25 protein-coding genes and 1 pseudogene are annotated in these 25,645 nt (G+C 40.9%); 19 read left to right on the top strand and 7 right to left on the bottom strand.

Features of this window, described 5'->3' with window-relative positions; all coding sequences use genetic code 11:
- From V7654_RS20840 to V7654_RS20830, 3 genes are all read left to right on the top strand, one after another.
- On the top strand, window positions 1-833 hold an 833-nt coding region (locus V7654_RS20840; protein WP_335432771.1), incomplete at its 5' end, for an ATP-binding protein.
- A gap of 344 nt (window positions 834-1,177) precedes the next feature.
- Window positions 1,178-3,238, top strand: a complete 2,061-nt coding sequence (gene fdhF / locus V7654_RS20835) for a formate dehydrogenase subunit alpha (RefSeq protein WP_335432768.1) — start codon at window positions 1,178-1,180, stop codon at window positions 3,236-3,238.
- Between the two features lie 858 nt (window positions 3,239-4,096).
- Window positions 4,097-4,867 carry a 3D domain-containing protein gene (locus tag V7654_RS20830; RefSeq protein WP_335432767.1) on the top strand — a complete coding sequence of 257 codons (771 nt, stop codon included), beginning with the start codon at window positions 4,097-4,099 and terminating at the stop codon, window positions 4,865-4,867.
- Window positions 4,868-4,907: 40 nt separating this feature from the next.
- On the opposite strand, the gene V7654_RS20825 is transcribed toward V7654_RS20830, so the two are convergent.
- Window positions 4,908-5,687: a hypothetical protein gene (locus tag V7654_RS20825; RefSeq protein WP_335432765.1), complete on the bottom strand. Its 780-nt coding sequence runs from the start codon at window positions 5,685-5,687 to the stop codon at window positions 4,908-4,910.
- A gap of 160 nt (window positions 5,688-5,847) precedes the next feature.
- On the opposite strand from V7654_RS20825, the gene V7654_RS20820 reads away from it, so the two are divergent.
- Window positions 5,848-6,603, top strand: coding sequence for a TraR/DksA C4-type zinc finger protein (locus V7654_RS20820; protein WP_335432764.1), 756 nt, complete (start codon window positions 5,848-5,850; stop codon window positions 6,601-6,603).
- Window positions 6,604-6,755: 152 nt separating this feature from the next.
- On the top strand, window positions 6,756-7,619 hold the full coding sequence (locus V7654_RS20815; RefSeq protein WP_335432762.1) for a YihY/virulence factor BrkB family protein: 864 nt from the start codon (window positions 6,756-6,758) through the stop codon (window positions 7,617-7,619).
- A 57-nt stretch (window positions 7,620-7,676) separates the two neighbouring features.
- Here the strand turns inward: V7654_RS20815 and V7654_RS20810 are convergent, their stop codons facing one another.
- From V7654_RS20810 to V7654_RS20800, 3 genes are all read right to left on the bottom strand, one after another.
- Window positions 7,677-9,839 carry an MMPL family transporter gene (locus tag V7654_RS20810; RefSeq protein WP_335432760.1) on the bottom strand — a complete coding sequence of 721 codons (2,163 nt, stop codon included), beginning with the start codon at window positions 9,837-9,839 and terminating at the stop codon, window positions 7,677-7,679.
- A 284-nt stretch (window positions 9,840-10,123) separates the two neighbouring features.
- Window positions 10,124-10,375: a sigma-G-dependent sporulation-specific acid-soluble spore protein CsgA gene (locus V7654_RS20805; protein WP_335432758.1), complete on the bottom strand. Its 252-nt coding sequence runs from the start codon at window positions 10,373-10,375 to the stop codon at window positions 10,124-10,126.
- 3 nt (window positions 10,376-10,378) lie between these two features.
- Window positions 10,379-10,579, bottom strand: coding sequence for a hypothetical protein (locus V7654_RS20800; protein WP_335432757.1), 201 nt, complete (start codon window positions 10,577-10,579; stop codon window positions 10,379-10,381).
- Window positions 10,580-10,723: 144 nt separating this feature from the next.
- Between V7654_RS20800 and V7654_RS20795 the strand changes: the two genes are divergently transcribed.
- The 8 genes and pseudogenes from V7654_RS20795 to V7654_RS20760 all read left to right on the top strand — a co-directional run bounded on the left by V7654_RS20795 (window position 10,724) and on the right by V7654_RS20760 (window position 17,955).
- On the top strand, window positions 10,724-11,857 hold the full coding sequence (locus V7654_RS20795; RefSeq protein ID WP_335432755.1) for a zinc-dependent alcohol dehydrogenase: 1,134 nt from the start codon (window positions 10,724-10,726) through the stop codon (window positions 11,855-11,857).
- A gap of 314 nt (window positions 11,858-12,171) precedes the next feature.
- Entirely contained in the window at window positions 12,172-12,936 is a 765-nt protein-coding gene (locus tag V7654_RS20790) for a cytochrome b5 domain-containing protein (protein ID WP_335432754.1), read from the top strand.
- Window positions 12,936-13,838, top strand: coding sequence for a hydrogenase small subunit (locus V7654_RS20785; RefSeq protein WP_335432753.1), 903 nt, complete (start codon window positions 12,936-12,938; stop codon window positions 13,836-13,838). The genes V7654_RS20790 and V7654_RS20785 overlap by 1 nt, the downstream gene beginning before the upstream one ends.
- A 5-nt stretch (window positions 13,839-13,843) precedes the next feature.
- Window positions 13,844-15,253: a nickel-dependent hydrogenase large subunit gene (locus V7654_RS20780; protein ID WP_335432752.1), complete on the top strand. Its 1,410-nt coding sequence runs from the start codon at window positions 13,844-13,846 to the stop codon at window positions 15,251-15,253.
- On the top strand, window positions 15,254-15,691 hold the full coding sequence (locus V7654_RS20775) for a hydrogenase maturation protease (protein ID WP_335432751.1): 438 nt from the start codon (window positions 15,254-15,256) through the stop codon (window positions 15,689-15,691).
- Window positions 15,692-15,778: 87 nt separating this feature from the next.
- A complete protein-coding gene (locus tag V7654_RS20770; RefSeq protein WP_335432749.1) occupies window positions 15,779-16,378 on the top strand; it encodes a class I SAM-dependent methyltransferase in 600 nt (199 codons plus the stop codon).
- Window positions 16,379-16,439: 61 nt separating this feature from the next.
- Window positions 16,440-16,866 (top strand): annotated as a pseudogene (locus V7654_RS20765) (ferritin-like domain-containing protein).
- Window positions 16,867-17,025: 159 nt separating this feature from the next.
- Window positions 17,026-17,955 carry a c-type cytochrome gene (locus V7654_RS20760; RefSeq protein ID WP_335432748.1) on the top strand — a complete coding sequence of 310 codons (930 nt, stop codon included), beginning with the start codon at window positions 17,026-17,028 and terminating at the stop codon, window positions 17,953-17,955.
- 402 nt (window positions 17,956-18,357) lie between these two features.
- Here V7654_RS20760 and V7654_RS20755 read toward each other — a convergent pair whose 3' ends face one another.
- Window positions 18,358-18,597 (bottom strand): hypothetical protein, encoded by a 240-nt coding sequence (locus V7654_RS20755; protein WP_335432747.1) that lies wholly within the window; start codon window positions 18,595-18,597, stop codon window positions 18,358-18,360.
- A 217-nt stretch (window positions 18,598-18,814) separates the two neighbouring features.
- Here V7654_RS20755 and V7654_RS20750 point away from each other — a divergent pair, with 217 nt between their 5' ends.
- Both V7654_RS20750 and V7654_RS20745 read left to right on the top strand, forming a co-directional pair.
- Window positions 18,815-19,003: a hypothetical protein gene (locus V7654_RS20750; protein WP_335432745.1), complete on the top strand. Its 189-nt coding sequence runs from the start codon at window positions 18,815-18,817 to the stop codon at window positions 19,001-19,003.
- Between the two features lie 113 nt (window positions 19,004-19,116).
- A complete protein-coding gene (locus tag V7654_RS20745; RefSeq protein WP_335432772.1) occupies window positions 19,117-19,359 on the top strand; it encodes a hypothetical protein in 243 nt (80 codons plus the stop codon).
- 151 nt (window positions 19,360-19,510) lie between these two features.
- Here V7654_RS20745 and V7654_RS20740 read toward each other — a convergent pair whose 3' ends face one another.
- Window positions 19,511-19,666, bottom strand: coding sequence for a hypothetical protein (locus V7654_RS20740; protein WP_335432744.1), 156 nt, complete (start codon window positions 19,664-19,666; stop codon window positions 19,511-19,513).
- Window positions 19,663-20,322, bottom strand: a complete 660-nt coding sequence (locus tag V7654_RS20735) for a DUF2238 domain-containing protein (protein WP_438825331.1) — start codon at window positions 20,320-20,322, stop codon at window positions 19,663-19,665. The genes V7654_RS20740 and V7654_RS20735 overlap by 4 nt, the downstream gene beginning before the upstream one ends.
- Window positions 20,323-20,457: 135 nt before the next feature.
- Here V7654_RS20735 and V7654_RS20730 point away from each other — a divergent pair, with 135 nt between their 5' ends.
- The 4 genes from V7654_RS20730 to fdhD all read left to right on the top strand — a co-directional run bounded on the left by V7654_RS20730 (window position 20,458) and on the right by fdhD (window position 25,546).
- On the top strand, window positions 20,458-20,904 hold the full coding sequence (locus tag V7654_RS20730) for a hypothetical protein (RefSeq protein ID WP_335432742.1): 447 nt from the start codon (window positions 20,458-20,460) through the stop codon (window positions 20,902-20,904).
- Window positions 20,905-21,048: 144 nt separating this feature from the next.
- Window positions 21,049-24,006, top strand: a complete 2,958-nt coding sequence (gene fdhF, locus V7654_RS20725) for a formate dehydrogenase subunit alpha (RefSeq protein WP_335432741.1) — start codon at window positions 21,049-21,051, stop codon at window positions 24,004-24,006.
- Window positions 23,999-24,547, top strand: coding sequence for a DUF1641 domain-containing protein (locus V7654_RS20720; RefSeq protein WP_335432740.1), 549 nt, complete (start codon window positions 23,999-24,001; stop codon window positions 24,545-24,547). Before fdhF (V7654_RS20725) ends, V7654_RS20720 begins: the two co-directional genes overlap by 8 nt.
- A gap of 174 nt (window positions 24,548-24,721) precedes the next feature.
- Window positions 24,722-25,546, top strand: a complete 825-nt coding sequence (gene fdhD / locus V7654_RS20715; RefSeq protein WP_335432738.1) for a formate dehydrogenase accessory sulfurtransferase FdhD — start codon at window positions 24,722-24,724, stop codon at window positions 25,544-25,546.
- Window positions 25,547-25,645: the final 99 nt, after the last annotated feature.

Here is a 25,645-nt window from a genome sequence, read left to right as displayed (position 1 = left end):
CTGGCCAAGTATGGAAGGGAGAAATTCGCAACAGGGCAAAGGATGGTTCCTATTATTGGGTAGATACAACAATCGTTCCCTTCCTGAATGAAAATGGCAAACCTTATCAGTACCTTGCCATCAGGAATGATATTACAGAAAAGAAAAAGTCAGAAGAAATGCTGCATCGACAGGATAAACTGGCAGCAGTGGGTCAGCTGGCAGCAGGTGTGGCACATGAAATAAGGAATCCCCTGACTTCGATGAAGGGGTATGCTGAGTTCCTGCAAATGGATGAACAAGATCCGCAGCGCCAGGAGTTCCTTGAAATCATTCTTGATGAAATTGACAGAGTCAATAATATTGTTGAGGAATTCATGGTATTGGCTAAACCTAAAGCTGTTGAGCTTGAAGAAAAGAATATCATCCCGATTGTGCAGAATGTCGTTTCGATGCTCAAGTTTGAAGCAAGAAAGAGAAACGTCAAACTGGAGTTCGATGCAGATGAGGATATCGTTCAAATCGAGTGCGATGAAAATCGACTTAAGCAAGTATTCCTCAACTTTATTAAAAATGGTATTGAAGCGATGCCTGATGGCGGAGATTTAAGGGTTACCACAGAAATCCAGGATGAGAATGTGCTTATCTCAATCAAGGATACAGGTGTGGGGATCCCGCCTGATACCCTTAAAAAGATTGGTGAGCCATTCTATACAACGAAGAAAAACGGAAATGGGCTTGGACTTATGGTCAGTTTCAAGATTATTGAAAGTCATAATGGTAAGGTTTATATCGAAAGCGAGCAAAATAAAGGAACAACCTTTAAAATTTTGCTGCCGGCAAAAATTGCATAATATCATTTTAAAAGGCGGGGGCTTAATTCTCGCCTTTTTTATTTGGCTCAATTAATGGTAAATGTGGTTTTTATGCTTGTTGATTGGAGTGGAAGGCGCATGACTCCTGGGAGATTCTTGTCGTTACTATGTACGAAGAAGTAAACTCAGGCTCAAATTTCTCAAACCGATTACTACCTTCATACCATAAAAAAGTAATACTACGTAATGAAAAAATTTTTGTCGATAAAATGTTGGAAATATGACAAAAAATTCTCTGGAATATTCAACATTACTGGCAAATTTTAGACTACTATTTAAAGTAAGGTAGTTATTTATATCATTAAGTGCAGGGAGGGGAAGGAATGACATCGACCAGCCAAATTAAGACTGTTTGCGGGTATTGCGGAACAGGCTGCGGATTGATACTGGAAGTGGAAGACAATAAGATTATGAAAATTAGAGGCGATAAAGAAGCGCCTGTCAACAAAGGTCAAACTTGCGTGAAAGGTGCGTTTGCTTATCAGTATGTTCATGCCCCGGGAAGACTTACGACTCCTTTGATCAGAAAAGCAGGCAAGCTTGTAAATGTTACATGGGAGGAGGCTTATGATTTTATTGCAAACAAGCTTACTTCGATTAAAAATGATTTTGGACCCGATGCGATTTCCATGTTTGCTTGTGCAAGGACCACGAATGAATCAAATTATATAACACAAAAATTTATGAGGACAGTCATAGGGAGCAATAATATTGATGGATGTAACCGAACCTGACACGCCCCTAGTGTCGCCGGTCTGGCGACTGTTTTTGGAAGCGGTTTCCCAACTAACACTCTTGAAGATATAGATGAAGCAGAAGTTCTTTTACTCATGGGTTCCAATACGACGGAGGCCCATCCAATCATAGGGAACAGAATTAAAAAAGCTGCTAAAGCTGGATTAAAGGTTATCGTTATTGACCCAAGAAAAATTGACATGGTTAAGTCTGCCCACAAGCATATACAAATTCAAGTTGGAACTGATATTGCTCTGATTAATGCCATGATTCGTGTGATAATAACTGAAGGTCTATACGATAAAGGGTTTATTGGAAAACATACCGATGAATTTGATACATTGCTTGAGAAGGTCGCTAGATACACTCCAGAATTTTCATCGGAAATTACAGGCATCCCACCGGAGGATATTATCGAGATTGCAAGATTGTATGCAAACTCTAGTAAATCGATGATTGCCTATACTCTGGGAATCACAGAACATCATTGTGGTGTCAATAACGTGTTTGATATTGCCAACCTGGCATTGCTTACAGGGCAAATAGGCAAGAAGGGTTCTGGAATCATGCCATTAAGGGGGCAAAACAATGTACAGGGTGCCGGTGATATGGGCTGTCTCCCTAACCAGCTCACTGGTGCAGTCAGTCTACTTCAGGATGATTACCGCTTACGCTTTGAAGAAGCCTGGAAGGTAAAAATCAACCAAAAAATTGGCGATACACAGACGAGGACATTTGACAAGATTGAGACTGGAGAAATCAAAGCATTGTACGTCATAGGAGAAAATCCGCTTCTTGCAGATGTGCATATGAACCATACAAAGATTCTCTTAGAGAAGCTGGATTTATTGATTGTACAGGATATCTTCATGACAGAAACAGCCGATATGGCTGATGTAGTATTGCCGGCAAAGTCATGGGGAGAAGTTGAAGGAACATACACCAATACAGATAGAAGAATTCAGCGTGTCCGCACCGCAGTAAATGCACGCCAAGGCGTAAAAGAAGATTGGGAAATCCTCTGTGAACTTTCGGCAAGAATGGGCTATGCAATGCATTACAGGTCAAGTGAGGAAATTTGGGATGAAGTGAGGGAGCTGGCCTGGGAAATGTATGGAGGTATCTCCTATGCACGTTTAAACAAGGAGTATGGAATCCATTATCCATGCCCTGATGAAACCCATCCGGGAACTAAAATTCTCCACGAAAGATTTCATTTAGGAGGGGAGAACGATAAACGTTCAGCGTTCGTCCCAGTCGAATATACACCGCCTCTTGAGCAGCCTGACGAGGAATATCCTTTTACACTGACAACCGGAAGGCGGTATGAGTCATACAATACGCATACCCAAACACGACATTATGCTTCAGGCGTTAAAATTAAACAGACTGAGGAAACTCTTGATATACATCCTGAAGACGCAGGCAAATTAAATATCAATGATGGTGAAATTGTAAGGGTAAGCTCCAGACGAGGAACATTGACAGTGAAAGCGAAAATCACAGACCAGGTTGTCCCAGGACTTGTCTTCATGAGCTTCCATTGGTCCGAGGTTCCGACCAATGTATTGACACTGAATGAATACGATCCGATTTCTGGTACAGCGGAATTTAAAGCATGTGCTGTGAAGGTCGAAAGGATCGCGTAAAAAAATAGCTAAAATCTCCTTTTGGAGATTTTAGCTATTTTTATTTTTGAAATCCATGATAAAATGCATAACACCCTTGTATATAACGAGAGTATGCCGATTTTGCAGATAACTGGAATTGGAGTCGATAAAGATACCTCATTTTTAAGAGATTGGATTAATCGATCTTTCATTATGTTTTTGGTGAGATTATTTTCTTCCGACACTGAAAGTTTACATACTAAAAATATTAGGCTCTGTTATAACTGAATGTTGATTTCACTGTGTTTGAAAAATAAACGGTAAAATTCCGTTTAAATTGGGAAATAGTCATATTTCCATAAAAATAAAGGGAGTTTTTCCGTTTATACTATCCAAACCTTTGGATTTTGTCTTATTTAGAGCAGTTAATCGGAATACCTCCGCTTATATCTGCTTCTTAAGCTTCCTCTATATACAATAGCCGGAAATTCTCCGCCTATGAATTCTATCCTTATACGAAAATCAACAATGAATAATAACAGAGCCAAATATTAATATCAATTGGCTTAATTGGAGCAGAAATCAACACACAAGTTAAAGAGAGCTAGTATTCATATGAAGTTTAATGTCATGAAGACCATTTTTTTTTATATTCACGCAATTATTCTGTTCAGATAAAAACTAGTCAAATTAGAAAAATCTAGGGCTTAATGTAAATATAATGAAATTATATCCTGAAAAGTGTTTATTTTTACAGAATTTTCAGTAAATATGACATATTCCCGTTATATTACTGTTATTCTCGTAATCGAATTTACATCTCACTGTTCTTTTTCTCAGGAATTTCTATGTTACGATAATTCACGTGAGAAAAATTAGCCGATGGGAGGCAAACAAATGAAAAAGACATTATTATCATTGGTTGCTGTCGCGGCAATTTCTGGAGCTGCCGGCGCACAAGCACAGGCTGAGGAAATCGTCGTACATAAGGGAGATACATTGTGGGGTCTTTCAAAAACATACGACACATCTGTGGAATCCATAAAAAAATGGAATAACCTAACTAGCGATGTTATTCATCCAAATGACCTGCTAGAAGTATCTCCTATTAAGTATGTACAAGTAAGAGAAGGAGATACACTCTGGAATATTGCAAAAGCATATGGAGTATCCGTAAATGATCTCAAAGAATGGAATAAATTATCTTCTGATCTTATTCGTCCAGGCATGAGAATAGCTGTTTACACAAATATGCCTGCAGAAATGAAGGCAAAACCAGCAGCTGCTGTTCAGCCAGCAGCAGTAAACACTGCGGCACCAGCAAAGGCTGCAGCGTCAGCAGTACCTGCAAAAACGGTTCAGGCACCAGCAGCTTCTTCCAAGGAAATCACTGTTGAAGCTACAGCTTACACTGCAAGCTGTGAAGGTTGTTCAGGAATTACTAAAACTGGTGTGAATTTGAAAACCAATCCAGATGCAAAGGTAATAGCTGTAGATCCTTCTGTGATTCCATTGGGTTCAAAAGTTCACGTCGAAGGTTATGGATATGCGACAGCCTCGGATATTGGCGGAGCAATCAAAGGCAACCGTATCGATGTCTTTGTCCCGACTCAAGATGGTGCGCTTGCATGGGGCAGAAAGCAAGTTAAAGTTACTATTCTGAACTAAACATATATTTGAAAAGCATTGGCCATATGCCAATGCTTTTTTAGTCTTTTTTTATACTGGTGGTTTTAAAGGTTTTTCCTTTTATTATTTTCTTTTGATGGATGTTGGGCATGATAAGACTCAGGAAGAACTGAGTGATTTTAGAATATTGCTCTTCTATTTTATCCATAATAGCATTGGCTTTCATGGATAATGAGTCTTTAATTTCACTAAGCTGGTCCGTAATCGTTTCTCCTACTGCATCTTGCTTGCCTAGTTGTTCCATAATTGTCTGGTGGAAGATTCCCTGTAAATCCGCCTGTTTTGAAACCATGTCGTGAAGTTCCTCTTGTTTCTTCGCTTGAACGACCAGGGCTTTTGTTACATCCTCATATTCAAGAAGCTTTCGATTTAAATCCTGTATCATTGTTTCCTGGCAGGCGAGCTGGTCGAGAATGGCTTGGCTGATTAACTCCTTGCTTAAAAATGATTGGGCAAATTGTTCATGCATTTCTTCTAGTTTGATTAGCTTTTCATCTATTTCTGTTGTGGACTCTTTTTGTTCCGATATATTTTCAATCACCTTTTCTGACAAATTTTCCTGTCTCGCCAGAACAGATACTAACTCCATGAAATTTGAATATTGTTCCATGCGGCTTTGCTTCAGGGTGTTGTCGAACTGAGAAACGCTTCCAGTTAATTCACTATTAAATTTCTGCTGTTCATTCAATACTTCTTGTAAAAAATTAAGGTGAAATTTTCCCTGGTTGTTCTGTTCATTTATGTCCTCGTTTTTTTTGTAAATCTGCGGAGAAACATATCCGTTAACAAATAAAGTCATAGGCATCACTCCTATTAATTTTTGGGAAGTTGTCATATATCTTATGAACCGAGTCGTGAAAATGGTACTGGCGGAAAAGATAACACTTATTACCTTTTATTAAATTAGGCAAATTGCAGCAAGATAAGAAAAACCGCTTTATCAGAAAGGAGCAGCTGATATGCTTACAAATGGGCAGCTGTCGGCATTCAAGGCAGAGCTTCTCAAAAATAAAAAAGATCTCGAGTCCCATCTGGACGGTAATGATCACTTTGATTTAAGGAGTGGGCATTTCCATGAATCAATGGGTGAGCTTTCTAGTTATGACAACCATCCAGGCGATGAAGGAACCGAATTATATGAAAGGGAAAAAGACATTGCTCTAAACGACCATGTAGAATACCAAATCCAGAATATTAACAAGGCATTGCAGGCAATAGACAAAGGAGCATACGGAAAATGTGAGGCATGCGGCCGAGAAATTCCGCTTGAAAGGCTTGAAGCCTTACCAGAAACAAGATTCTGCATTGAACATACACCAGACCGGACAGTTTCTCATAATCGTCCAATAGAAGAAGGAGTATTGATGCCTCCTTTTGGGAAATTCGATCTTGATAACAAGGATGAAAATGTGGCCTATGATGCTGAGGATTCCTGGCAGGAGGTATCTAGCTGGGGTACATCGGAATCACCATCAGATTTTGTCACTCCCCAGGACAATTATAATGATATGTATATTGAATCAGAAGAAAATGTCGGCTACGTTGAAGACTTTGAGAACTTTGTAGGCAATGACATTACTGGTAGAGAAATCACTGTCTACCCAAATAAACAGCATGAGAAATATGAGGACGAACTGGACCAGGAAGGGATTATGACATCCTTTGGTGATCTCCCTGCTTATGAACATGATCCATATGTAGATGAGGAAAAATAAAAACTTTTAAAGGCCATTTTCCAAGAAATGGCCTTTTTTGCGTAGGGAATTTTGTAACGAAGGGCATGCTGGATTTATTTATCATGATTAAAAATTATCAAGACGGGGAAAAGACAAGCATACTGGAAGTCCTACGAGAGGTGAGTCATAAAATGAAAGAGAAATTTATGCATTATGGAAAGAGTCTGCTAGGTGAGTTAAAAGAAGACCGAGCTACAGGATTGGCTGCCCAGCAGGCCTATTATTACATGCTGGCTTTGTTTCCTATGCTGATTCTATTAATTGCAATTGTTCCTTATTTAAATATCGATCCTCAAAAAGCAATTGATGTCGTAAATAAATTGCTCCCATCGGAATCAGCACAATTATTACGAGATAATGTCGTTAAACTCGTCAGTGAGAGGAACGGGGGATTGCTGACCTTCGGTATTATCGGAACAATATGGTCAGCATCTAATGGAATGAATGCATTTATGAAAGCAATGAATATCGCTTTTGATGTGGAGGAAACTAGATCCTTCATTAAGGCAAGACTTATATCAATTATGCTGACAATCGGATTGATTCTTGCATTTGTTGTTGCGTTGCTGCTCCCAGTGTTCGGGAAAGTTTTATTAGATACAGTTCAATCAATCATCCATATCCCAGAACGATTTGAAATTATCTTCCGTATTGTACGCTGGATTGTTGCATTTGTCGTAATGGTAGCGGTAATAGCAGGTTTATATCGTATTGCGCCAAATAAGCATTATCCATTCAAACATGTCATTCCTGGAGCCATTTTCGCTACAGTTGTTTGGCAGCTGATTTCCCTTGGGTTTTCGTTTTATGTAAGCAACTTCGGAAACTATTCAGCAACCTATGGGAGCCTTGGCGGTGTAATTGTCCTGATGCTATGGTTATTCCTTACAGGGCTTGCGCTCGTCCTTGGCGGTGAAATCAACGCGATTTACCACCGGGAGCAAATGGGGGAAGAAACCATTGAAGATGAAAAGACTTTATCTGCAAGAGGATAGTCTATAATATCTAACAAAAAAACAGCTGGGCTTTTGCTGTTTTTTTGTGTTTTCATTTTAATGTCCAGGTTTATTGTGTTTGGATGGTTTAAGTCCAAAAAACCACCAGTTCCAGTCACCAAGCAGCTTCATTAGTGACGGAACCAGTACCATTCGTATGACGGTCGCGTCAATAAAAATAGCCAGTGCGATTCCGACCCCCATTTGCTTGACAGGAGCAACTCCTGTAAATGCGAATGCACCTGTGACGACAATCATGATTGCGGCGGCAGATGAAATGATTTTACTAGTAGAAATTAATCCGGTTAAGGTTGCATATTTATTGTCTTTCGTTTTCAGATATTCCTCGTGTATACGTGAAATCAGGAATACCTCATAGTCCATCGAAAGACCAAAAACGAGACTGAATACAAATACTGGAAGGATTAGAGCTATACTTGTTGGTTCTACACCGAGATGGCCTTCCTGAAAGATCCAAACGACAATTCCGAATGTTGCACTTAAGCTGAGTATGTTCATTATAATCGCCTTAAGAGGTATGAGCAGGGATCGAAAAGCAACCATTAAGATGATAAAGGTAGATATAAGGATTAAAGTCAAACCTTTTGGAGCTTTTTCAAAGATCTCATCAAAGATTTCCTGCTCGAATTTAGGATTTCCTCCGAATAATATTGAAACATTATATTCTTTATCGGCAGCATTCCTCACCCAATCATGCGCTTCTTGTGCGGATAAAGTTTCTTTTAAATAAACACTCGCAAGCATCTTATCTTCTGAAATAAGCCTGTCAATTACCGGCTTAATAGGACTGTTCACCTGAGATGCAGTCGCTAAAAATGCAGCGGGGTCATCAATTCCAGACAATGAGAAGACAGAATCGACAGACTCTACATCTTTGCTTTTTTCTAAGTCACTTAACACAGCATGCAGATTTTCAACATTTCCTTTTGATAAAACATTTCCTTCTGTTTTAAGAATTATCTTTACTTCCTTGTCGGTACTTTTATGTTGTTCCACGAATTCATCCTGGAATTTGTCATAGGCTATCCTTGCGTCATAAGTTGGAGGCAGTGCATCAACTCCAGGGACGGTCAGCTCCATTTGTCTAACGGGAATCAATCCGGTAATTAATAAACCTAGAGCCAGAAATGTCATAATTACAGGCCTTTTCATAACAAAATGGGCAAAGGTGCTCCATATTCCTGGCTTGTCCGTTTTCACCTTTAATACACTTAAGGAGTGAACTTTGTTTCCTAATAAGCCAAGGATTGCAGGGAGAAATGTGATGGCAGATAGAGCAGATATGAAAACGACCGTCATGCCACCGATTGCTACGTTCTGAAAAATGTCTATTTTGATGAATATCAAGCCGAGAAGGCCGATAAACACACACATCGCTGAAAAAATAATTGAACGTCCGGCGGTTGCGGTCGTAATCATGATTGCATCCTTTACAGATTGCTTATTAATTTCCTCCTTAAATCGGTTTATGAATAAAAGAGCGAAATCAATACTCAATGCCAGCCCAATCATTGGAATGATATTAAGGATAAAAATCGTCAAGTCGAACCAGTAGCTGAAAAAATATACTGCCCCCATTGTGCTGAGTATCGAAAAAATTCCAACCAAAAGCGGCAAGCTAGCTGCGACTAAACTCCCGAACGCAAGGATCAGCACAATTAACGCGATTGGCAGGCCAATCATCTCAGCTTTTGCGAGATCATCCTGGCTAGCCTGGTTTAAATCCTTAACGATCACGGGTTCTCCCGTAATTGCTACCTTTATCCCATTCTCATCCTTTAAGACCTCGCGGAGTCCGTTAATATCATCCCCCATCGATGAAGCATCCTTGTCAAACAATAAGAGTCCATACGCGATATTATCCTTCAGCATACCTTTTTGCTGAAAAGGTGACACACTATCCTCGGCTCCTGAAGCTTTTGTAGCTTCTTCGAAAGAATCCTTTATAAAGGCAACCCAATCTTCTTTCGAAACACTCTTTTCTTTTTCATAAAGGATAATTATGGAAGCTTGATGCTGACCAAAATCCTTCTCAAGAATATTCTTAGTCTGCTTATATTCACCATTAAATTCAAATCCATTGCCGCTTAGTACCGAAGGCAATTGTAAGGCAAAAAAACCTAAAAATATGATGAACCCAACCCAAATTAAAATGACTGTTCCTTTATATCTAAAAATAAAGCTTCCGAGTTTATTCATTTTTGACCTCCGATATGGATTTATATAATTCCAGTATTAAAAAGGAATGACAAGGTCCATTGGCATTCTCCTTAAAATGAATACTTAGATTATATAACAACCGTTTTCACAGTGTTATGAATATTGTTTGAAAATTCATTAATGGGGCTGATTAGCAGTTCTTAAAGGAATACGTCGAGATACCGGGAATGGATTTTTTGAAAGAGGAAAATTACATCATTAAAGCAAATCAATCGGAATTAATTGAAACAGGGACCAGGAAGGAAAGGGAGCCCTTCCTGGTGTTAATAGAGTAGTTCATAAACTTCATTCAATTGTTGAGCACGTTTAGCATCCAGTTCATTTTTCGCATATTCAATTGCTTCGGGAAGGATTTTATTTAAAAATTCAATTTCCTCCGCTGTAAGATCTCTTACAAATTCACCTTCCGACGGGTAATTGCCTTCTTCGATCCGCTGATAGATTTTTTTGCTAAGGGGATAGCTTTCAGTATAATCAGATAGAATTTCGCGCAAATATGCTTGTGTTTTTTCCATTGTCTACTCCTTGAAATATTCCTTGAATTGTTGGGAATCCGTCATATTATCATTTTTAAAATAAGGATTTTCATCTGTCGCATCATTCGGATCGAGATTCGTTTTAACTACTAGCTGTGGGCCAGAGTATGGATTGATAAAGATACGGTCGTTCATTTCCTTAAAATCAGGAAGCTTCTCATTTCCAGGCTGATTTGGGTCCATATTTAACACCTCCATTTTATAAGGTGCATTATAAAAAAGAAAGTTATGTATGAAGCTAATTATTGGAAAAGTTGCCAAACATGTTTTTTATTTTAAATCAAGGGAATTCTTTTTAATGTAATTAAAGGAATGGGGTGGCGTGAATTGAAAGCAGTTACGTATCAAGGTACAAAGGATGTACAAGTGAAAAATGTAGAAGCACCTAAGATCGAACATGAAAAAGATATGATAGTCAAGATTACTTCTACAGCTATTTGTGGTTCTGACCTTCACCTTTACCAGGGGAACATGCCTCTCCGTCCAGGATATATCATCGGTCATGAACCGATGGGTATTGTGGAAGAAGTTGGGCCGGGCGTTTCAAAGGTGAAAAAAGGCGATCGTGTAGTCATTCCTTTTAACGTTTCTTGTGGTGAATGTTTTTTTTGCCAGAACCAAATGGAAAGCCAATGTGACAACACCAATGAATACAAGGATACTGGGGGTTATTTCGGGTATACCGAGCAATACGGTAACCATCCGGGCGGACAGGCGGAATATTTAAAGGTACCTTATGGAGATTTCACATCATTTGTCGTGCCTGAGTCATGTGAGCTCGAAGACGAGTCACTCCTTTTCCTGTCAGATGTCATTCCAACAGCATGGTGGAGCGTCGAGAATGCAGGAGTGAAAAAGGGAGATACTGTTATCGTTCTCGGTAGTGGGCCAGTTGGATTAATGACGCAAAAGTTTGCCTGGATAAAGGGCGCAAAACGAGTCATTGCTGTTGACCATCTTGATTACAGACTCATGCATGCGAAATCAACAAACAATGTTGAAATTTTTGACTTTACTCAGCAGGATGACCCAGGAAAATTCCTTCAGGACCTGACAGATGGCGGAGCAGATGTCGTCATCGATTGTGTTGGTATGGACGGCAAGAAATCCGCAGTTGAAAAGGTTGAACAAAAATTGAAGCTGCAGGGCGGTACGCTTTCCGCTATTGAGATAGCTCATACCGCTGTGCGCAAATTTGGAACTGTACAACTCACCGGAGTTTATGGGTTACGCTACAATATGTTTCCACTAGGACGCTTCTTCGAAAGAAACATTACCATGAAAATGGGCCAGGCACCAGTCGTTCATTACATGCCAAAACTATTTGACATGGTAGTAAACGGCGAGTTTGATCCGACGGATATCATCACTCACCGGATACCGCTAGAAGACGCCGCCAAAGGATATGATATTTTCAATGACCGCAAGGATGATTGCATTAAGGTTGTTTTGAAGCCATAAAAGTAAACACGAATAAGTGAGACAGGTTATTGATGGCTGCCTGTCTCATTATTTGTTGTTGTAGTAAAAGGAAGGAGTGGAGAAAACGCCTGTTGTGTGGAAAAAAGAGTACTAACTTAGAAAAACTTATTCCAACGGTAGATATAATTTTATTTGCTATGGGTGTAATAGAATTTTCTTGATTTCCTCTAATCATAAAATTTCATCACGAAAGTGTTCATTCATCTACCATTTCAGTAATAAAAATAGTTTTTTAGAATAAAATGACAAAAGGAATTAATACTATAACTTCCCCAAAAGGGGGTTCACTAAAAATGGCAAATCATCAGTTGATCGACAACGAGATTGCTGCCACTTTTTCAGAATTACATTATTTAATTCAGCTGACTTACGCTACCGGCAATCTACGAGAACGAAATTTAGCGTTGATCCAGTTAAGGGAAAAGGTATCTTATTTACATCATCTTGCAGCCATTCTCCAAACTGAACGAAATAAAGCTTTTCAGCAGCAGACTAATTCTAATGCTATTCACCCATTCCAGCAACTTCATACAGAAACAATACCTGTACAGGGGAGATTCAGGATGAACGAAGCGCAGGCAGGCCATTCAGTAAGCCAAATACATCCACTAACCCAGCCACAGGCAGCCTACCTAACAACTCACCTATCCACATCCCAAACTCATCCAGTATATCCATCAACTCAACTACCACTAACCCAGCCTCAGCCAGCATATCCAGCAACTCACCTATCCTCATCCCGGACGCAACCAGCATACCTAGTAACTCAACCATCACGAATTCAGCCCCAACCAGGAATACCAGTTACTCAACCAAGCAATCCTAATGGCCAAACGTTTACGAAAGAGCAACTTGCCCAATTCACTGGACTGAACGGGATGCCAGCTTATGTTGCGGTTAATGGGGTGGTATATGATGTCACGAATAATGCGGCCTGGTCTCTTGCCACTCACTTTGGACTTTCAGCGGGCAGGGACTTGACTGCAGAATTCGCAAGCTGCCATGCTGGACAGCAATGGATTTTGGCTCAGTTGAAACCGATTGGGAGGCTGGTGTAATGAGCGAACCAAACATTATTTTACCTCCTGAGCCCGTCACCAATGAGGCGATTGCAAAGAGGTTATTGGAAGCAGCTCAGAATGGACTTCAATCGGGCCAGGTAAAAAGAATGAAGCTAGTTTGGCTTGAGCTGAACGGTTGCTCTGGGAATGTAATCTCGCTTTTGAATGGTTTTCAGCCGGATTTTGAGTATGCGATTACACAGATGGTTGACTTAGTCTACAGTAACAGCATGATGGTGGCGGATGGGGAACAGGCCATTAACAGATTATTTGAACTTGCTGATGGAGAGGAGGATTTCATTCTCGGTGTGGAGGGCGCAGTTGCGCTGAAAAACGAGGGAATGTTTCATCTGGTTGGCAATCGAAACGGCCAGCCGGTTACAGGCTTGCAGGCTGCAAAGATGCTTGGGGAAAAGGCGAGTGCTGTCATTGCCATATGCGCATGTGCCGTTGATGGTGGTCCTTCTGCAGCAAGGCCAAATTTATCCCAATCAGTCGGCCTCCAAGCAGTGCTCGGCAACAGGGAAATCATCAAGCTTCCAGGCTGTCCAGTCCATCCAGACTGGTTCCTTGGAACACTTGCGCACCTGCTTCTATACGGCCAGCCTGAACTTGACCAGCAAAGCCGGCCAAAAATGTTTTACAGTGACTTACTCCATGATCGCTGCCCGAGAAGACATTATTTTGACAAAGGAATTTTTTCAGAAACGCTTGGAGAGCCTTATTGTTTATTCAAGCTCGGCTGCCGAGGCCCGGTGACCCGTGTGGATTGTCCGACAAGACAATGGAACGGCCATGTAAACTGGCCAATAGGGGCAAGCACATGTATTGACTGTGCGCAATCGGGTTTTCCAGATAAAATGGCGCCATTCATTTCATACAACACAACAAGGGAGTAGGGAAAATGTCTGGGAGCAAACGAATTGTGATTAATCCTGTAACAAGACTAAGCGGATTTCTTGAGCTTGATGTCACTGTTGAAGAAAATGCCGTCACAGATGCCAAAACGAAAGGAGTTATGTTTCGCGGTTTTGAGCAGATGATGGTTGGCCGCAGTCCATTTGATGCGATTTATTTGACGCAAAGGATATGTGGAATCTGTTCGACTGCCCATTCGGTTGCCTCCTCGACTGCTCTTGAGCAAGCTCTTGGCGTTGAGGTAACTGATCAAGGCAGATATATCCGCGACATCATTCATTGCTGTGAATTCCTACAGAATCATCTGCGACATTTTTACCAATATTCACTGCCTGATTACGTAAAGATGCCTCCAGAATATCCACTATTCACTTCGGAGAATACGGATTACAGGATCCCTAAAGAAATCAATGATACACTGGCTGCGCATTACTTTGAATCGCTGAACTACAGCAGGCTTGCACACCAGATGCTGGCTGTATTGGGTGGGAAAGCGCCCCATAATCACGGGATATTTGTAGGAGGTTTTACAACTCCGCCCGATGCTGAAAAAATTATCCATATTAAATCAATCCTCGATAAGGTGAGTTATTTTATAGAATTTAAAATGATTCCCGATACTTACACGGTTGCTAAATATTATCCGGAGCTTTTTAAGCTTGGCGGCGGGCCTGGAAATTTTATGTCATTTGGAGCATTCAACAGCTATAAGGAGCTGGGAACTTTATATACTGAACCATTAGTTTATCTTAATGGGAAAACAGAAGCTTTTGACTCTAAGTATATAGAAGAAAAAATACGTTATTCCTGGTATAAAGGAAAAGAAGCAACACGCCCTTTTGAGGAAATGCATGAACCTGATATGGATAAAAAGGATGCATACACATTTGTTAAGGCTCCTCGTTACAAGGGTGCACCTATGGAGGTTGGCCCCCTCGCACGGCTCTGGCTGAGCGGCGAGTATCGTAACGGAATCTCTGCAATGGACAGAACGATTGCACGCTCATTGGAAGCCAAAAAAATTGCGGATATAATGAAGATTCTCGTTGATCAAATCATTCCGGGGACACATGTGCAAAAAAAGTGGCAAGTACCGGATAAGGCTCAGGGAGCGGGACTGGTAGAAACTACTAGAGGGTCACTTGGACATTGGGTAAAAATCGAAAACAACGTCATTTCTTTTTATCAGATCATCACTCCTTCTGCATGGGATTTTTCTGCAAGTGATGTGGCCTCTAAAGGAACGGCAGAACTAGCTTTAATGAATACACCGCTTCAGGATCCGGAAAATCCTGTCGAGCTAGGACGCATATTACGTACATTCGATCCGTGTATGTCATGCGCGACACATGTATATAGACCTGGGCATGAAATAAAATCGATCAAGGTGTTTTAGATGCTTGTTTTGGGGATTGGCAATGTGTTGATGCAGGACGATGGGATCGGGGTTTATCTAGCAGAAGAGTTGAAGGAGGAAGATAACGACAAACGAATTCGTTATGTAATCGGTGAAACAGATGTTGATTATTGCCTGGCCGAAGCTGAAGAAGGCGAATTTTTAATTATTCTCGATGCAGTTCAGATGGGCAGCAAAAAAGGCAGTGTGTATGAAGTACCCCTCACGCAGCTTACCATGATGGAAAAGGGTATAGCTGCTCATAATTTTCATCTTTTACATGCTTTAAGCTTAAAGAAGGGATTGTTGATTGGCGTAGAGCCATATGAAATCGATTTTCATTTTGGTTTAAGCGATGATCTAAAGAGGGATTATTCTATAATTAAACAGAAGGTAAAAGAAAGGATTCTACTGGCGGTTGCACAAGAATTCGGATAATAAAAAAATGGGCCAGGTTAAGCAAATAGCTTTTCAGGCCCTTTTTTAATTATAATAAGGAAAAATGATAGTATAAGGAGCTTTTCTGTGGCGAAATTGTTTGCAAGTTTATATGACACTGTTATGGGACCACTAGAAAAAAGATGGATTGCACATATCAGAAAGAAAATTGTATCAGGGCTGGAAGGGAAGATTCTTGAAATTGGGACTGGAACAGGAGCCAACTTTCCTTTTTATTCAACTGAAAAAGTCCGCAGTTTAGACTCGGTCGAACCAAATCCTTACATGCTTGAACAAGCAAAACTGAAGGCGCGTGATACTGGGATTCCCGTTCATTTCCATCAAGGGGTGGCTGAATCGCTTCCATTTAATGATGGCGAATTTGATACAGTGGTTGCAACTCTTGTATTATGTTCTGTGCAAGATCCTCAAACAGTATTTAAAGAAATAAGAAGAGTATGTAAAAAGGGCGGCCGGATTGTTTTGTTTGAACATGTGAGAACTGAATCTGCTTCGCTTGCCGTGCTGCAGGATGTTCTAACTCCCGCATGGAAAAGGCTTTGCGACGGCTGTCACTTGAACCGGGATACAGGAAGGTACATGAAGGAATCAGGCATTATGGTAGTAAAAGAGAAGAAATATTTGAAAGGTATTTTTGTTGAGTTCGAGGGTGTTAAAACAGAATAAATACAGGCACATGAATCCCGCCTCTCCATACGATATTACAAATAGTTTGGGGAGGTACGACATGTATCCATATTATTATCATTACAGACAGAATGAAAAACTGATCAATGATCTTACAACGGCCATTAACGGCGAATATACTGCCACACAATGCTATGCGAGACTTGCCCAAATGGCGCAATGCTGTGCAGCGTGATAGAATCAATGAAATTCTAAATGATGAGAAAAAACATTTACAGCAATTCTCGCAAATTTATACATCACTTACAGGCAGGCAGCCACAGCCTCAAATGACAGAAGAATGCGCTGCTAATTATCTTGCTGGTTTGGAAGCATCGCTAAATGATGAACAAAAGACTGTCGACTTTTATCATGAAATTGCCGATGAGGCAACCGATCAGGCAATTATGAAAGTTTTCCGGCGCGCTGCTTTTGATGAACAAAATCATGCGGTATGGTTTCTTTATTTTATAGTAAAAGAAAAATAGAGGTTTTCACTAAAAGGGCTGGATAAAACTCCAGCTCTTTTTCTATTACTATATTATTCACTATTTATACATAATTAATATTAAAATATGAGGTTTACCTATACTAGAATAGGTATATATAATTTACAGAAACTTGATACTACATAAGGAGGAAATGAAATGAAAAACAGTTTAGCAATTATTATTGGATTTCTAATCTTTGGCTCACTTTTCGTTGGCTGGAAAATCAGCCAGGACCTTGCCCCAGCTGAAACAGCATCAGAGCCTCAGCCACAATCAGAGACAGCTGGAACGGGTATTGAATTTAACCCGCCGAGCATGGAAGATGCTCCAGACGGTCCTCTTGGAGAGAGTATTAAATATGGTCATCAATTAATGATGGAAACAAATAATGTAGCTGATGAGTACGTTGGCAATAACTTATCATGTGCAAGCTGCCACGCCAATGGTGGAATTGTTAAAGAAGAGGCGCCGATGGTAGGCCTATCAGCAGTCTATCCTGAATATAGGCCGCGTGAGGGAGAAGTTTATACGCTCGAAGACAGGATTAACGGCTGTATGATTCGAAGCATGAACGGAAAGATGCTGCCATCTGACAGCAAGGAAATGCGTGCCATGATTGCATACCTGCAATATATGTCAAAAGGGGTACCTGCTGGATCCGAACTCCCTTGGAGAGCACCGAAAGAGCCTAAAAAATTCCCAGTCCCTAGTGTTCAGGACGGAGAAAAGCTTTATGCACAATCCTGCGCGAGCTGCCATGCTGCAGATGGATCAGGAACAGGTTCAACTTCGGGCCCTGCAGTTTGGGGAGAAAATTCATTTAATGATGGCGCAGGTATGTCAAGATTAACAAAGATGGCTGGTTATGTGCAAAAAAATATGCCTAAAGGACAGGGTGGCACTTTATCTGAACAAGATGCTATCAATGTAGCTGCGTATATTCTTTCTCATGACCGTCCTGAATTCAAAGGGCATGAGGGAGACTGGCCAAAAGGCGGAAGGCCAGCTGATATCATGAATAAGGAAAAACGTGAACAAATAAAGAATGGCACAATTGATTGGGAAGCAATTGTTTCTGCAAAATAAAAGCAGTTTCGCCTGTACTAAAAGAATCTAATTAAAAGTTGCACCCAGCACCTTTAAATTTGCTGGGTGCAGACTGTATACAAGTCGATGAAAATCGAGCTTGTTTACAGTCTTTTGTTTTGTTTGGAGGAGAAATGGGGCTGTATAGCTTGTCCGTTTCTTCTTTAATCAGAAGCAGAATCCCACCTTATGGAGATAGCTCTTTAGGGAAAGGGGTCGCATTGTTACATCATGCTCTGCAAATAGCTGACTGATTTTATAGTTGATGCAAAAATAAGGGGAAGTAAATCAAAATTGAGTACCCATGGAAGAAGTGAAATGTCCCTCTAATCCTTGTTTTTATATTGACAATCCCAACGCTAAAGCACTGGGTTTTCTCCCTCTAAGTTCTGTAATTAAACTTCATTTTCGAAACTGCTTTCTCTGCCGGTAATCCTCTTCAGTGCCTAATTCTCTATTAAGCAGCCACTCCATCTCCTCAAGTGCCTTTTTCGTGACAAAAGGATCGTTCATGGACCATTGGACTGTATAGACGAAATAGTAGTTTTTAATCCGTCTGAACACGACAAGAGAATTAGGGTACTCGTTGAACTGGGCTTTAATATTGTATCTTTTTGAGTATGACCATTTTGTTAATTCCATTTCAGGTCTCCAAGTCTTTTTTAGTGAAATACCCCTGATTGCTGAGGGGAAAACAGTAAATAAGAACAAGAAAGTGTTATCACGTGTCTGAATGTGCTAAAATAGGGTTCATTATTGGAAGTTAGCGACAAATATCTACATGATATCTGTCTGCTAGCAGATTGATAGATTATAATTATTTCTTGATACATAAGGACTTGGAGGGGGATTTGGTTCGATGAAAGATGCCCAGAGAATTCAGTTGAATGTCAGAGTGTCTAAGGAAACATCAGATAAACTTGAAGAGATTGTTGAATACTATCAGGAAAATACGAAGATTGGCAGAATATATAAGGGTGACGTATTGACAGATATTATCGAAAAGTCATATGAGATCATGCAGAAGCAAAAAAACCTAAGAAGATAATTTTCAATGCTAAAATTAGTCAAAGTTATGAACAAAATGGTTGCACTTAATGATAATAAGTCGTATTATTTAAATAATCTGATAAATCAACGATAAGGTGGTTGATGGTGATTATGATGCGGATGGCGATTGCTGGTGTAGCCGGTTTTATTCTTGTTTTTATCGAGTCGTTCATCGTGATGGGAATAAAACAATATGAGACCATTGATTTTGGCGGGATTGCTCCCTTTGTCAGTGTCTGGACAATGAACTTTTTCCTTATCTTTTCTATCCTCACTCATATCAAGCTTTGGTATGAAGAGCGTGAAGCACAGCGGGAAGAAGAAGCTGCTGAAAGGGACCGGTTCATGAATTAGAATACTTTAGGAGGGCACGCCATCTGGTGTGCCCTTCTTTTTTAAAGATAAAAGGGTATCGAGGTCCAGGCTCTTGAGTTGGACCAATTATTTATGGATTTTAGACTTTCTTTTCTCTTGGCTGGGTTTAAATGCCTTTCCTACAACCAAATCAGGATTTTAAATTATTCTGTTCATCATAATCTCTTTCTGCTTCCTCAGCGGCTATTCGCAACTCCTGGAAAAATAGCTGATCATTACATACCATGCTGTGTTTTTGTTCAGCTTCGGCATTGTTGTTCATTATCTCTCCCTGTTCCTTTTTCATTCTTGGTCCTCCTTTTTCAATTTATTTGAATATAATCCTATTTCCCGTTTTAACAATTGGTCATGCATTTTTGTTAAAAGTATTAACGCAATTATAGATCCGGCAAAGCTTAAGACCATATCCCATTGTGTATCCCAAATGTCTCCTTGTGTGCCTAAAAAGTCCTTCGAGACTCTGCCGCCTTTTGCCAGCATCGCAAAAAGCCATTCAACGATTTCATAAAGGGAGGCAATTGCCAGAACCACTGATATCACAATTCCATTCAGCCAGCCTCCTTTATAGAGCAAGGTTTTTCTTAGCAGAATTTCGCGAATAACGATTGCTATCATGCCTTTCATGAAATGGCCAAACCTGTCATAATGATTCCGTTTTAAATCCCAAGTATCTTTCAGCCAATCAAAAAGCGGTACATTTGAATAAATGTAGTGCCCTCCAATGAACATAAGGATGGTAACGAATGCGATGATTGTGTAGGAAAGAGTTGTTAACCGGAATTTTTTATAAAGAATAAGAACAACAGTAAGTGAAGCAACCGCTGGCGCCACTTCCAAAACCCAGGAGGAATAAGCAGCGGGCTTAATGGCCGACCAGATAAAAACAATTATTACGATGATCAGAAGTACTAAGTGGACTCTTTTATTCTGCATAAAACTCAGCCCCCAATTGGCGAACTCTTGTTGTAAGTATTTTACTATTTGCTTATTTTCATTCTCCAGGATGCCATTTACTGTTAAATCATGAACGAGATCAGTTTGAGGCACACTAAAACCATTTCATCCGGGAGGGAATTCATGACAGATTTAAAGTGCGTGTATACCTTTAATGAGGACGAGCAATTTTTAACTATCAATTTTTTACGGGATGACGGAGAGGCAGATAAATCCCGATATTCCTGGAGTGCTTTTATATTTGATGAGAACTGGAGCGACCTCATCAATACGGCTGCTTCAATCTCCGATATGATGGCTGAAAGCATTGGATATGCCTATGAAACACTTGGGATAAGAGGAAGACTTGCTATATTAGCTGGACTGAGATCTGCAGAGTCAATTTCATTCATCATCGAAACATCGCTATTTCACTTGCAGGCTTTGCTTTTTGCCTCCTGCATTATCGTGATTGATGAAGTTGATTTCTTAGATAACTTTGGCTTTGCTAAGGAGACTTTACCAAGCGGAAAATCATTATATTTCTTAGCTTCAGAGGCAGCCGGTGACGATTCATGCCGCTTCTTATAATTTGAAGTTTTGAGGCCCTTCCGGAATTTCGGGAGGGCTTATTACGTTGTTAATTTAAAAAACTATATTAAAAGTGGTTAAGGTTCTAATGGGATAGGGTAGTGAGGAATAGAGCTATTTTTTATAAGAAAGGAAGATGAGGCTTTGTCTGGCAAAATAAATGTGTCTATCAACGGCGCCGAAGTGACGGCTAATGAAAATCAAACAATCCTTCAATATCTTTCAGACAGCTCGATTGAAGTTCCAAGCGTTTGCTACCATCCCAGCCTGGGACCAATCGAGACATGTGATACTTGTATTGTTGAAGTCAACGGGGAAATGGTCAGATCCTGTTCCACCAAAATGAAAAATGGAGATGTCATTGATACAGTTGCGCCTGAAGTAAAGAAGGCACAAACAATGGCAATGGATAAGATTCTTTTTAATCATGAACTATACTGTACTGTTTGTGATTACAATAATGGGACATGTGAGGTACATAACACAGTAAAAGAAATGAAAATCAACCACCAGAGCATCCCATTCGATCACAAACCATATGAAAAAGATAATTCAAACCCGTTTTACCGGTATGACCCTGATCAGTGTATATTGTGTGGAAGATGTGTAGAGGCTTGCCAGGATGTTCAGGTTACTGAAACATTGAGAATTGACTGGGAACGAGACCGCCCTAGAGTAATATGGGATAATGATGTGCCTATTAATGAATCGTCATGCGTTTCATGTGGTCATTGCTCAACCGTTTGCCCGTGTAATGCAATGATGGAAAAAGGCATGGAAGGTGAAGCGGGCTTCTTGACGGGCATCGCGAAAGAGACTCTGCGCCCGATGATCGAAATTACTAAAGGTGTGGAAACGGGTTATGGATCGATTTTAGCAATTTCTGATATGGAAGCAGCGATGCGCGAATCAAGGATTAAGAAAACGAAGACAGTTTGTACGTATTGCGGAGTTGGCTGCAGTTTTGATGTGTGGACAAAGGGGCGTGAAATCCTCAAGGTTGAGCCGCAGGCTGAGGCGCCTGCCAATGGGATCTCTACTTGTGTAAAAGGTAAATTTGGCTGGGATTTCGTTAACAGTGAGGAGCGTCTGACCAAACCATTGATCCGTGAGGGAGACAGCTTCAGGGAAGCTGAATGGGAGGAAGCGCTGAGTGTAATTGCGGCCAAATTCACCGATATCAAGAATGAATATGGTCCAGACGCACTTGGATTTATTACTTCTTCCAAATGTACAAACGAAGAATCATATCTTATGCAAAAGCTTGCTAGGGCAGTTATCGGCACGAATAACGTCGACAACTGTTCAAGGTATTGCCAGACCCCAGCTACCGTTGGATTATTCAGGACAGTAGGCTATGGAGGCGACGCTGGATCCATAAAGGATATCGGAATGGCAGAACTAGTTATAATCGTTGGTTCCAATACTTCCGAGGCTCACCCAGTACTTGCAACCCGGGTTAAGCGAGCACAAAAGCTCAACGGCCAAAAGGTCATTGTAGCTGATTTGCGTAAGCATGAAATGGCAGACCGGGCGGACCTGTTTGTAAGACCGAAAGCGGGTAGTGACCTTATCTGGCTATCAGCTGTAACAAAGTACATTGTTGACCAGGGCTGGGCAGACGAAGAATTCTTGAATAATAAAGTTAATGGACTTGGTGATTACGTTGAAAGTCTTGAAGGCTTCACGCTTGAATATGCTGAAAAAACAACTGGGCTTTCCAAAGAAACGCTTATCCAAATTGCGACAATGATCCATGAAGCAAAAAGTGTATGTACATTATGGGCGATGGGCGTTACCCAGCATATTGGCGGCAGCGACACAAGTACCGCTATTTCTAACTTGCTGCTGATTACTGGAAACTATGGACGCCCTGGAACGGGGGCTTATCCTCTGCGTGGTCATAATAATGTCCAGGGAGCCAGCGATTTCGGAAGCAGTCCAGAACATTTGCCTGGATACCAGCGCGTAGATAATGGAACTCTGCGTCAAAAATTTGAGCAGGCATGGGGAACCGAACTTCCTGCAGATCCTGGAATCAATAACCACGACATGATCGATGGAATGCATGCCGGCACCCTAAAAGCTATGTATTTAAAAGGGGAAGAAATGGGGCTTGTTGATTCAAATATCAATCATGTCCATGCAGCATATGAAAAACTGGATTTCTTTGTGGTCCAGGATGTTTTCTTTACAAGGACAGCGCAATTTGCGGACGTAGTACTGCCGGCAAGTCCAAGCTTTGAAAAAGAGGGAACATTCACTAATACTGAACGCAGAATTCAGCGATTGTATCAGGTGTTTGACCAGCTTGGCGAGTCCAAACCAGATTGGCAGATCATTCTAGAAGTCGCGAATCGTCTCGGAGCAGGCTGGGAGTACGAGCATCCTGGTGAAATCATGGCAGAAGCAGCAATGCTGATGCCGATTTACTCAGGAGTAACGTATGACAGGCTGGAAGGCTATAACAGTTTACAGTGGCCGGTTAACCAGGATGGCACTGATACACCTGTCCTTTATCTGGATAGTTTCCCGTTCCCGGATGGAAAGGCGCGCCTGGTCCCTGTCAAGTGGTCGATTCCAATTCAATATGGTGAAGAATATGACATCCATGTCAATAATGGTCGCTTGCTAGAGCACTTCCATGAAGGGAATTTGACCTACAAATCAAAAGGGATTACTTCAAAAACGCCTGAAACTTTCCTAGAGGTTTCCCCAGAGCTTGCCGAAGAAAGAGGCATTCAGAATGGGACGCTTGTAAGGCTTACATCTCCTTATGGAAACGTAAAAGTAAAATGCCTTGTCACCGACAGGGTACAAGGAAAAGAAGTATATTTGCCAATGAACGACAGCGGAGAAGCGGCAATCAACCTGCTTACAAGCAGTTTTGGTGATAAGGATACAGACACCCCTGCTTACAAGGAGACAAAAGCGAAAATGGAGATTTTGCAGCATGAAGGTGTCAATCCTTTGCCGCATAATAATTTCCGATACGGTAATCCTCAGCCGCAGATTGGTGTCCAGGTGCAGAAGAAGTGGGCGCGTCCGGATTATATCTTCCCGGGCGATCTTGTGAAAAAGGAGCGGACTCAGCATGGCTAAAGCGATTACGAAAATTCAGCACATCGAATTGTCAGAAGAGCAGAAAAGAAAAATGGAGCTTGAAGAAGTAGAATCTGCATTACTTGACAACAAGGAAGCTATTTTACAATCATTTGACGTCATCAAGCATATGCATGATCGCGGCGTATTGTCACTTCTAAGCGGGCTGTTCAGCGAAGGTGACAAGGTTTTGAATGTACTGATAAAAGCAGCTGATAAACCAGAGGCTACGAATACATTGAAAAACCTGCTATTGATGGTAGGAGTGCTTGGAACGATCAATGTCCAGCAGCTGGAACCTTTGCTGTTAAAATTGAATTCTGGAATTGCGAGGGTTGCAGAATACAAGAATACAGAAGATAAATTAGGCTATTTTGATATTGTCAGATCATTAAAGGATCCAGAAATCAACCGCGCCCTGACTTTACTTTTTGAATTCCTAAAAGGTATGGGTGAGGATACGAGTGGTTTAGAGAGGACGACCCAGCTTCCAGAAGACCAGGATTTGCACCAAAGCAAGGATGGTACTCTTGAAAGGTAATTGCAAGAGTATGAGCAGGCAGCAGGCTTACTAGCTTCGCTGCCTGTTTTTTCGATTTAGTGAGGTACGATGGAACGAAGATTCCTAATGACAAGCAGCAAGTTTGAAAGCTTCAGTATTTGGTTAAAAGTAAAAGAATGTTAGGGAAATCTTTAATTAGAGGGGATGGCTGTTGTGAAACCAGTCGAAGTCAAAAGGGAAATTCTTCGTTTCAGAGATGGCCAGGCCGAAAGAATGGTAGACAGTGTCGTGACCGAATACACTGTCACTGTTAAGGTGAACGGGCAGGAATTTGTCACTATGGTTTGTACCCCTGACTATATCGAAGAAATGGTAATTGGCCACCTTGCTTCAGAGGGGATCATTAGAAAATTCACTGATATTGAAGATATATGGATCCAGGAAAAAGAGGGTTTCGTACATGTGAATACCAAAAGGGAGAATCCTTTTTATAAAAACCTTCTGGGGAAGCGCTATTTAACTTCCTGCTGCGGAGCAAGTCGCTCAGGTTTTGTATTTGCTAACGATGCTCTTACGGCGAAAAAGCTTCATGGAGTCAAAACAGAAATCGAGATAGAGGATTGTTTTAGACTGATGGAGGAGATGCAGGACTCTGCTGACTTGTTTCAAAATACGGGCGGCGTCCATAATGCTTCTTTGTGCAATTTGTTCGGGCCTGTGGTTTCTAGGATGGATATTGGCCGGCACAATGCCCTGGATAAAATTTATGGCCATTGCCTGAAGAATGATATCCCGATCAAAGATAAAGTGATTGTTTTCAGCGGGAGAATTTCATCTGAAATTTTACTGAAAGTCGCAAAAATAGGATGTCCCATCGTTTTATCTAAGTCAGCACCAACAGAACTCGCGCTTAAGCTTGCCGATAGTCTTGGCATCACGACAATCGGCTTCATCCGAAATCGATCATTAAACGTTTATACTCATCCTGAACGTATAGCGGATGCTAAATTTTCACTTCTAGAAAGCCGGGTTAAATAAACTCGGCTCAGACTGTAGACAAACTCGATTAAAGCGAGCTTGTCTACAGTTTATTCATCTTGTGTGGGAAGTATAACAGGTCTGTTGATTTCCGTTCCA

The sequence above is a fragment of the Bacillus sp. JJ1609 genome, from assembly GCF_036967045.1.
GTDB lineage: Bacteria > Bacillota > Bacilli > Bacillales > Cytobacillaceae > Mesobacillus.
Note: the sequence above shows the minus strand (reverse complement) of the source record. Positions and strands in the feature narration are given on the sequence as shown.